Annotated in this window: 7 protein-coding genes; all 7 read left to right on the top strand. The window is 43.6% G+C overall.

All coding sequences use genetic code 11. The features are described from left to right. Positions 1–155: 155 nt before the first annotated feature. The 7 genes from KJW29_RS27080 to KJW29_RS27050 all read left to right on the top strand — a co-directional run bounded on the left by KJW29_RS27080 (position 156) and on the right by KJW29_RS27050 (position 10,851). Entirely contained in the window at positions 156–2,648 is a 2,493-nt protein-coding gene (locus KJW29_RS27080; protein WP_214627000.1) for a GH116 family glycosyl-hydrolase, read from the top strand. A 109-nt stretch (positions 2,649–2,757) separates the two neighbouring features. Beyond that, complete coding sequence (locus tag KJW29_RS27075) at positions 2,758–3,837, top strand: Gfo/Idh/MocA family protein (RefSeq protein ID WP_214626999.1); 1,080 nt, start codon at positions 2,758–2,760, stop codon at positions 3,835–3,837. A gap of 27 nt (positions 3,838–3,864) precedes the next feature. Next, complete coding sequence (locus KJW29_RS27070; protein WP_214626998.1) at positions 3,865–4,920, top strand: oxidoreductase; 1,056 nt, start codon at positions 3,865–3,867, stop codon at positions 4,918–4,920. Between the two features lie 38 nt (positions 4,921–4,958). Next, entirely contained in the window at positions 4,959–5,870 is a 912-nt protein-coding gene (locus KJW29_RS27065) for an ABC transporter permease (protein WP_108992273.1), read from the top strand. 16 nt (positions 5,871–5,886) lie between these two features. Continuing rightward, on the top strand, positions 5,887–6,804 hold the full coding sequence (locus KJW29_RS27060) for a carbohydrate ABC transporter permease (RefSeq protein WP_214626997.1): 918 nt from the start codon (positions 5,887–5,889) through the stop codon (positions 6,802–6,804). A 41-nt stretch (positions 6,805–6,845) separates the two neighbouring features. Beyond that, the gene (locus KJW29_RS27055) at positions 6,846–8,381 is read left to right on the top strand and encodes an extracellular solute-binding protein (RefSeq protein ID WP_214626996.1); all 1,536 of its coding nucleotides are present in this window, start codon (positions 6,846–6,848) and stop codon (positions 8,379–8,381) included. 196 nt (positions 8,382–8,577) lie between these two features. After that, entirely contained in the window at positions 8,578–10,851 is a 2,274-nt protein-coding gene (locus KJW29_RS27050; RefSeq protein ID WP_214626995.1) for a helix-turn-helix domain-containing protein, read from the top strand. Positions 10,852–10,896: the final 45 nt, after the last annotated feature.

Raw genomic sequence — 10,896 nt, 5'->3', positions numbered from 1 at the left:
AAATAAAAAAGCCTAAAATGAGAACCTCAAATTAAGAACCTCAATAAGACGCCATATAGCACCCCAGTTGCAGGATGAGAACTACTTATCCTGCGGCTGAGGTGCTATTCTTTGTGCATCAACCGCAAGAACGAGGGCACAAGGAGGCTAAATGGATGTATCCATACTCAGAGCAGGAGCTGCTGGCGCAAGCCTCACAGCGCACCTTTCCCGGAGGAGCGACCGAAGCTAAATTTTTACTTGGCGGCATAGGCACGGGCAATCTATCAGTCGGTTCTCGCGGCCAATTATGCGATTGGGAAATATTTAATAAGCAAGGGAAAGGCAATAAACTGCCCTACACCTTTTTTGCAATCCGTACACAACAAAATGGACAACAACCCATGGCCAAAGTATTAGAATCGCAGCTGGAAGGTGCTTTTTCCTATGCTTGCGGCTTTCATACAAGCGAGCTGGCCGGACTGCCGCGCTTTGCCGCATCGGAGATGAAAGGAGAATATCCCTTTGTTACAGTGGATCTCCTCGATGATGCGTTGCCGGTACAAGTGCAAATGGAGGCATTTACCCCTTTTATTCCGTTAAATGCGGATGACTCCGGCATACCGGCCGCTACGATCCGTTACAAGTTAACCAATCGCGCAAATAACCCTGTCGATGTCACGATTGCAGGTTCGTTAGCAAATGTCGTTGGATTGGAGCAAATGGACAAACATGCAAACGTAAAGCTGGCGGAGCAAGTAAGAAATCAATTTCGGCAGGGAGAATACGTAAACGGTCTGTACTATGACGCGCCTGAGCTAAGCGATGATCACAGGACTTACGGCTCGATGGCGCTTATGACATCGGCTCCTATGAAGCAAATTACTGTAAAAGAAGAATGGCTGGATGGATTTTGGTCAGATGGCATTCATGATTTTTGGGATGATTTTTGCGAGGATGGTTTATTGCAGTTCCGTTCGGAAGCGCATGGGCAAAGAGGCCGTCTGATGAATAAATCAAAGCTGCGCATCGGCTCGCTTGGTATAAAGCGAACATTGAACGCGGGCGAATCCTATACGTTTGAATTCGCTATTTCGTGGCATTTTCCTAACCGCCCAAAGTGGTGGGAAGGCGGCAATACGTTTAAAGATGACGGCAGACGTGAAATCGAAAAAAACTATTACACCCATTTATTTGCTAATGCTTGGGATGCAGGAACTTATCTATTAAACAATCTTCCACGTTTAGAGCGGCATTCGCGTAATTTTCATCGAGCGTTGTTCGGCAGCACATTGCCTGGTTATGTACTTGAAGCTCTATCCAGCAACATAACCGTGCTTCGCAGTACAACTTGCTTTCGCATTTATAACGGAACCTTTCTCGGTTGGGAAGGCGGTCTTGATCAAGGAGGAAGCTGTGAGGGCTCCTGTACCCATGTGTGGAATTATGCGCAAACGCTGGCCTTCTTATTCCCTGATCTGGAACGCTCCATGCGCCGGGTCGAGTTTCTGCTTGAAACGGATGAGCAAGGCAGTATGGCATTCCGTACCAATCAGGTGCTGGGCGGTGATAGATGGGATATGATTCCCGCTACTGATGGCCAGTTGGGGACGATTGTCCGTTTGTACCGGGAATGGAAGCTAAGCGGGAATGATGCTTTTTTACAAGAAGTGTGGGGAAAAGCGAGTCTTGCTTTGGATTTTGCTTTTCGTTATTGGGATTCCGACGGCGATTTTGTACTCGATAGCGAGCAGCACAATACTTATGATATCGAGTTCCATGGTCCGAATTCGCATTCCAACTCGATGTTTTACGCTGCTTTAAAGGCCGGAATGGAAATGGCGCAATATTTGAGAGATGACGGGCGGGCCGAACGTTATAAATCCGCCTTTGAAAAAGGCAGCCATAAAATGGACGAGCTGCTGTGGGGCGGCGAATATTACGTACAGCAGTTAGACGATATCGACGAGTACCGTTACCAATACGGCACGGGCTGCCTGTCCGATCAATTACTCGGTCAATTTATGGCTCATGTGGCGGGACTCGGTTATATTTTGCCGGAGGATCATGTTAAAAAAACCATTCAATCGATATTCAAATATAACTTCCGTTCCACCTTGTCGGAACATCACAATGTTCAACGCACCTTTGCGCTAAACGATGAGAGCGGCCTGCTGCTTTGCTCCTGGCCGAATGGCGGCAGACCGAAGCTGCCGTTCGTGTATGCGGATGAAGTATGGACAGGCATCGAATACCAGGTTGCCGCACATCTGATTTACGAAGGTTTTGTGCAAGAGGGACTTTCGCTTGTAAAAGCAGTTCGCGACCGCCATGACGGTTACAAACGAAATCCGTGGAATGAAGTGGAATGCGGACATCATTATGCCAGATCGATGGCAAGCTGGGCGCTTTTGACCTCGCTTAGCGGTTATTCTTTCGACATGGTCAATCGTACGCTATCTTTTGCTCCCCGAATAAATGAAGAACAGTTCAGCTGCTTTTGGAGCACGGGTACAGCGTGGGGAGTTTACAATCAAACGATAAATACCGCGACAGGCGAAAAAGATTGGTCGATCGATGTTTTGTATGGCGAAATAAGCAATGTGTCCGTTAATGGAGCACAAAAGAAAGTCGATGAGGACTCTAAAAATCGAGAACCTCGTAATTAGAACCTATGTATCCTGCACAAACAGAACCAAAGCTGCAAATTGCGAACTATTTGTACCAATGGAACGATGCTATTCTCAAGATGCCGGCAACAATAGAAGGGGTGAGAGCATGACAGGAAAATTGAAGCTTGGAATTATCGGGTTAGGAGAAATTGCTCAAATTGCTCACTTGCCGATTCTTTCCTCCTTACGAGACCAATTTGAAATTACCGCGATATGCGATGTGTCTCCACAATTAGTCCAGGCGATTGGACGGCAATATCATGTAGACAAACGTTATCTTACTTCAGCAGACTTGGTTGCTGATCCCGATATAGAGGCAGTGTTTGTTTTAAATAGCGACGAGTATCACGCGGATAACGTTATTGCGGCTCTAGAAAACGGCAAACATGCCTTTGTCGAGAAGCCAATGGCTCTCCATATAGAGGATGCCGAACGAATTATGGCCGCGGAAAAGGCATCCGGCAAAAAAGTGATGGTCGGCTATATGCGCCGCTACGCTCCGGCATTTAGACAGGCGCTCGAAGAAGTGAAGCAGATGAAGCATATTAACTATGCGCGCTTTAGAGACATTATTGGCTACAACCATTATTTCATTAAACAAACGCAAAATGTATTCCGTTTTTCCGATATCCCTGCTGAGCTGGCTGCCCAAAAAGAAGCAAGAGGCAAGGAGCAGGTTTACAAAGCGATTGGCGATAGCGCCGAGCTATACTCGAACACATATCGCTGGATGGCTGGATTATGCAGTCATGATTTCTCCGCTATGCGCGAAATGCTTGGCATGCCAAAACGCGTCGTTGCCGCTACGAAGTGGAGCGAGCGGAATTTTATGAATGTCCTGTTCGAATACGAAGGGTTTCATGTCGTCTATGAGGTAGGCTTTGATCATCATATTAGATTTGATGCTGCAATCGAAATATTCGGCGATCAGAAAACCGTTCATGTCCAGTATGACTCGGGTTACATCCGTCACTTGCCGACAACATTGAAAATCGAACAATCGGAAGGCACCAGCTATACGGAATCGGTTATCCGTCCCACCTATACAGATCCGTATACTTGCGAAATTTTACATTTTTACGAAGTTGTCAAAGAAGGCAAGCCGTTAAATACGACAGCGGAAGATGCCATCGATGATTTGCGGCTATTCCAAATGATTGTTCAAGCAATCGAAGCTGCGCAATAATTTGTTTCTATAGATGAAGGAGTAAATATGCAAAGGAAACTAAAGGTTGGTTTAATTGGCTATGGTTATGCGGGCAAAAATTTTCACGCTCCGCTGATCACCTCGATTCCGGGCATGGAGCTTGCCAAAGTCGTACAGCAGAAGCTGGATAGCGCCAAAGAACGCTACCCTGGGGTGGAAGTGGTGAGAAGCGCTAAAGATTTGTTTCAAGATCAATCGATTGATCTGGTAATCATTGCAACGCCAAGTACGGATCATTACACGTTTACGCGCGATGCGCTGTTAGCCGGCAAACATGTTATTGTCGAAAAACCGTTTACGGTTCGATCTTCGGAAGCCCGTTCATTAATCGCCTTGGCCAAAGAGCAAAAAAAGATGTTGTCTGTTTTTCATAATCGGCGGTTTGATGGCGACTTTAAAACGATTAGAGAATTACATGGTCAAGGCCTGCTTGGCCGCTTGACCGATGTACGCTTTAGTTGGGATCGTTATATGCCAAAAGTCGATGTATCCGCGTGGAGGGAAAGCAGCGCTCCCGGCGGGGGTATTTTATATGATCTCGCCATTCATTTTATTGATCAAGCCCTTTTTTTATTTGGAATGCCGAGCCATATCCATGGGGATATTCGCAAACAACGCGAGCACGCTGAAACAGACGATTTCTTTGACATCGTATTGACGTATGAAAACGGACCGCGCGTAACGCTGGAAGCTTCGCTGCTGCGCCGGGAAAAAGGGCCGCGCTATACGCTGCATGGTACAAAGGGCTCCTTTGTAAAGTATGGGGAAGATCCGCAGGAAGAAGCGCTACTGCAAGGATTAACGCCTGCGTGGGCAGATTGGGGTAAAGATAAACCCGATCGTTTTGGAGCTTTGGATCTGACATTTGCAGGGCAGCATTTCATCGGCCGTATCGAAACAATGGCAGGCAGCTACGAGCAATATTATCAAAACGTGTATGATCACATCGTCCATGGTGCTGAGCTGATCGTAAAACCTGAGGATGCACAGGCAGCCGTTCGTTTAATTGAATTGGCGCAAGAAAGCAGCGAGAGCGGCAAGACGATAGCCGTCAATCTGTAAACCTGGGCACGAACTTAGCAACTTAAAGGAGGTGCGGCATGGGATTTTTTAAAGAAATATATCGCAATCGTAGTCTTTATACTTTAGCATTGCCTGGATTACTGTTTCTGGTCATCTTTGCTTATATACCTATGTTTGGTCATTTGATCGCTTTTAAAAAGTTTAATGCAACAATCGGATTCTGGAATAGCCCTTGGGTAGGCTTTAAAAATTTCGAGTTTTTCTTTTCTTCGGGTCAATGGCTTGAAGTGACATGGAACACGATTTTTCTGAATTCATTATTTATTATTTTTGGTTTGGGTCTTGCTGTCGTGATGGCCATACTGTTGAATGAGATTCGACTCGCTATAGTAAAACGATTTGCTCAATCCATTATTTTTATGCCGTATTTTATATCATGGATGGTAGTCAGCTTAATGGTTTACGCACTGTTAAACACGACAGACGGCATGATCAACCAAATGCTCAAATCATTGGGCATGGATGCCGTAGGCTGGTACAATAACGCGAATTTCTGGCCATCTATATTGACGATCGTTTATGTATGGAAAATGGCAGGGTACTATTCGATTATTTTCTTAGCCTCCATAACGGGCATTTCCAGTGATTATTATGAAAGTGCCCGGATAGACGGCGCAACTCGTTTTCAGCAAATCCGTCATATTACTTTGCCATTAATCCGTCCAACGATTATCGTGTTGGCGCTGCTTGCAGTCGGTCGTATTTTTTATGGAGACTTCGCGATGATCTACGGCATCATCGGTGATAACGCGGCACTGTTTTCTACAACGGATGTAATCGATACTTTCTCGTATCGCGCGCTTAGACAGCTTGGCGATTTCGGAATGTCATCATCCGTAGCCCTGTATCAGTCCATCATGGGCGTCGTGGCGATTATATTATTTAACTGGATCATTCGAAAAGTAGATAAAGATTCCGCATTGTTTTAGCGAAAGGGTGAGAGTGATGGAACAGCCAGCTTTGCGAAAGCGCAGAAACTTGGATGTGGAATATACATGGACGGGCAGACTATTTACATGGTCCGGTTATATTCTCGTCGCGCTGTTTACAATATTTTGTTTAGTGCCGTTTTGGATGGTGCTTATCAACTCCTTCGCTGCCGAAAAAGAAATCATGACCAATGGCTTTCAATTGTTTCCTGCAGATTTTTCATTAGATGCTTATAAGATGCTGTTTAAAAGCAATCAAATTTATAGCAGCTATTTTGTCACCATCTTTGTAACTATTGTAGGTACGGTGTTAGCCATGCTCGTTACCAGCATGTATGCTTACGTGCTCGCTCATCGCAAAGTAAAGTATAGAAATTTTCTATCGTTTATGACTTACTTGACGATGATATTTGGTGCGGGCCTGGTTGGATTTTATATTACAATTGCCATCTATCTGGACTTAAAGGATAGCATTTGGGCTTTAATATTGCCGTATTTATTAAATCCGTTTTTCGCGTTTATACTGGTCGCCTTTTATCGGAGCGTGCCATATGAGCTTAATGAGGCAGCAACTGTAGACGGAGCAAGCGAGTATAAAATATTTTTTAAAATCGTATGGCCGATTTCGTTGCCGGCCATTTCTACAGTCAGTTTGTTTTATGCACTGACATTCTGGAACGACTTTTGGTTATCGCTGCTATTTATTGATAACCATAAGCTTCATCCGCTGCAAATTATGCTGCGGCAGCTTATTTCCAACGCCAATATGAAGCAATATGTATCCGGGGCCGCAATGGATTACGCTCAAGCGATTCCGACGTATGGTCTGCAAATGGCTACCGTTTGCTTAACGATCGGACCTATCATTTTACTGTATCCATTCGTACAAAAGTTTTTCGTTAAAGGGATTACGATTGGTGCGGTAAAGGGTTAATTATAGTTTTTACTAACAAGAAAAGGGTGATCGAAGTGAAGTTGAAAAAATGGTTAGTCGTCATGTTGTCTGTCATGTTAGTTGTGCTTGCTGCTTGTTCCAACTCCAATCCAAGCGGCGGAAATGAGGGCGGAGGCGATAAAGAGGGTGGCGCTGATCTAGGCAAAGAAGTGACACTTAAAATTATGCTGCCTGGCGATCGTCCGCAAGATCTGGATAAGGTCGTTGCTGCAGCCGAGACAAAAATGAAAGAAGACGGACTTAATTACAAATTGAATTTTGTGTTTGTACCTTGGGCGGATCTGGCCAGTAAAACACAAGTAACCTTAACTTCCGGCGAAGAAATCGACATGATTTACGATGCTCCTTGGTTGCATATTAATCAAATGACAAGCGAAGGCTACTACACAGATTTGACTGATCTTATTAAAGAACACGGGCAAAACATTTTAAATGCCGGCTCCGAGCTTATTTTCGAAGCAAATAAATTTAACGGCAAAATGACTGCTATTCCGCTAGGAAGTAAAAACGGTCATGCCAACTCTATCATTATTCGTAAAGATATTCGCGAAGAGCTTGGACTTGAAGAAGTGAAAACACATGAGCAGTTTATCGAGTTTCTAAGAGCGGTAAAAGAGAAAAAGCCTGAAATTATCCCTTATTCCGCTTGGGGCGTTTCGCCGGACTTATCCTATGCAGGTATTCGCATCGAAAATGATTACGAGGCCGGCTTTAGAGTTACACCTGCTTTCAACCGCAACTTTACGTTATACTTGAAAGGCAATGATCCGACGGTTTACAACTTGTTTGACGAAATGGACCCGACAATATGGAGTTATATCGAGCTTACAAGATCGATGTATCAAGAAGGCCTGATCAACCCGGATATTATGTCCAGCCCTGACAGTAAGGTTATGCTGAAATCCGGTGAAATTGCATCTATGACCTATACGGACTTCTCGATGCAGCAAAATACGTTGCGCGAATTGCAGGCAAACGTGCCTGGAGCGGATTTGGAAATTTTCGAGCTTTATAAATTCGAAAAGAATGCAAACACATCCGATTACAAACAAAACGATTATTTGGCAATACCAAAGGCAAGCAAAAATCCTGTAGATGCTATTAAATTTTTGAACTGGGCACATGAGCAAGACAATTACAACCTGATATCGTTTGGTATTGAAGGCGAGCATTGGGAAGCTGTAGGCGACACGCAGTATAAACCGCTTAAAGATTCTTATCCTTGGTTTGGCTGGTCCTTCCTATGGGCTCCCAAATATCATAAGTTCAGCGCGGAATTCTCACCGGAAGATCTAGCGAAAAACGAATTCTATTATACGGCTGAAAACTTTGAAAAAGATGTTCTGACTGGCTTTACCTTTGACACAAGCCCGATTGCAAACGAAATTGCTCAATTTAACTCCATTGACGCTAAGTACTACCCGCTAATTATGAACGGCGTAGTTGATCCGGCGGAAGCATGGGACAAGTATAAAAAAGAAGGCGAAGCAGTCGTTAAAAAGATTCAAAATGAGCTGCAAGCACAAATTCAAACCTTTTTGGATGGACAAAAATAAAATGGCGATAGTGAGTGAATAGTCATTGCTATAATTGGCATAATACATTAAGATACGATACGGTTGCGAAAGGAAATCCTCTCTTTCATTTAGAGAGGATTCCTTTCGCATTTATAAACAGACAAGCCGAGCGTTCAAACAGCATCTTTGTAGCTGCTTCTTCCACTGACCAAGTCAACAAGGCGGGTAGTTTCCAATGAAAAGTAAATTAATTCCCAGATCAACCTATATTCGTATCTTTATTGCCCTTGCCATATTGTGCACGTTTATTATTGCCATATTTTCTTTATTTTTAACCAAACAATTTTCTAAATACTATATGGATGAAATAAAAGTTATTGCTGACAACCAGTTAAAGCAAACGGTGTTTGACACGGAATTTACGTTAGAAAAGCTAAAGAGTTACAGCATAAACATGTATCAAGATCCGGATATTTTTAATTGGATCTCGGTTAATAGTAGAGATAAAGTGGCGGACTATCAAGCGATGGTCGCTTTGCGCCGCTATATTAATACAGAACGTTTTATTAGCAATGTTTATTTGATCAATAAGCAAACAGGCGATGTATTGGATTATCAAAAAGGGATTTCTGTTTTGGAAGCCTTTCATGATCAAACGATACTGCAATTAGAAAACAAAAAGAGCCAAGAGTATTTGCATTTTTTCTATCACGAGACTGCTCAAAAAGCTTATTGGGGGCTTGTTTTACCTCCGGATATTAGTCATGTGGATTATACGGGAAGCCTCGTCGTATTGTATGATCTGCAAATTGTCGAAGATTATTTTCAAAATAGTGGGGATGAAGACGTTCAAATTGCCGTGTTGGATGGCGATGGCCGTTCGGTGCTTGGCGACCATAGAGAAGAATGGGATGCAGCGATTTATGAGCATGCTTCGCAAACGGATAAGTCCTATTTTCAGTTTGACTATGGCAAAGAAACTTATTTCGCCAGCTCTGCTGGACTGAATTCGAATAAATGGAAGTTATATTATGTTATTGGCATGAGCGGCTGGGACAAGAAGGTGGATCAATTTTCCGCCATTATTGTGTTATCTTCATTTGCTATGCTAATCGCGATTATAATTGTGATGTTCTGGAATTCACATCGATATATTAAACCTTTTAGTTCCCTTGCAAAAAAAGTACAACTGCTTTCGACGAGCTCTAAAGATGAGCGTTCGCTTGAGTGGGAGTATGATGTCATTAAGCGCGGTATTGATAGCCTGGTACATACCAGGGACGAGATGATACATACGATGCGCGATCATGAGTTTATGATTACGGATGAATATTTTCGTCGCTGGATTTTGCAGGGAAAGATGAACTCCTCCATGAAAGCTTATATCGAGAAGCGATCATCCTTTGTACATTATGATTATATAAGACTTGCCGTTATCCGTATCGATTCGTATGCGGAGTTTCAAGAAAAATATAATTTTGAATCTCGAAAATTAATGAAATATGCAATAGGCAATATCGCTCAGGAAGTATTACAGCAAGCGGAAAAGGATTCTCGAGCAGTCGACATCGGCGGGGATCATCTCGTCTTATTAATCGGCTGTTTGCCGGAGAAAATCGCGGATCCTTCTGAGGACGACCTACTAACCCGACAAGTTCTGCCGATGGTTTCGGAGCAGGTTAAGAAATGGCTGTCGCTGCAGGTTACGATAGCTATAAGCTCGATCCGGGATATTTCGGACGATGTGCGGCTTGGCTATGACAATATGTATGAGCTATCGACCTTTAAATTTGTAAGCGGCGAGGACCGTATTTACGAAGAGCGTGATCTGGAAGTATACGATACACTGCTCCAGCCGCCGGATGATGTTATGCTGCTTGAGCAAATTATGTATTCGGTTCGTTTGGGGCAAGAGAATGCGATGCGCTCGCACGTGGACACCCTATTTGCCAAGCTGCAGCATCTATCTTATACGGATTGTAAATATCAATTGGATCTTATAATGCACACATTTATGAGGAGTTTCCATTCAATAAAATCGGTTCAAGCTTTGCACGGCACTGAAATTCAGCTTGATCGATTTGCGACTCTGCAGCTATTTCGACAATGGTTCGAAGAACAGCTAGTGCAGGTTATGGAGGCCATCCAAAACAACAGCCGTATTGGACGTAAAGAAGAGTATGTGGACGAAATGAAGGAATATATTCAAAATCACCTGCATTCGGCTCAGCTTAATATTGATGAGATTGCAGAAAAACTATCGCTTTCTCCGGGTTATGTAAGGCAGATCTTTAAAGAAGTTACCGAGATGTCTTTGTCTGATTATATTTTAAATAAGCGGGTGGAAAATGTTTGCCTGCTGCTTATTAACACGGACTGGACAGTTGCGGAAATTGCCAAGCAATCAGGCTTTCAAACAAAAAGCCACTTTTTTACGATTTTCAAAAAAAGCACGGGTATAACGCCAAATCAGTATCGCATCGCGCATGGCAAGGAGCAGACGGAGTAGAAAAGGGAACCTTATTCGTAATCTGTCTTCAAAGCTGACGAAATA

The organism is Paenibacillus agaridevorans, from assembly GCF_018604145.1.
GTDB classification, from domain to species: domain Bacteria; phylum Bacillota; class Bacilli; order Paenibacillales; family Paenibacillaceae; genus Pristimantibacillus; species Pristimantibacillus agaridevorans.
Note: the sequence above shows the minus strand (reverse complement) of the source record. Positions and strands in the feature narration are given on the sequence as shown.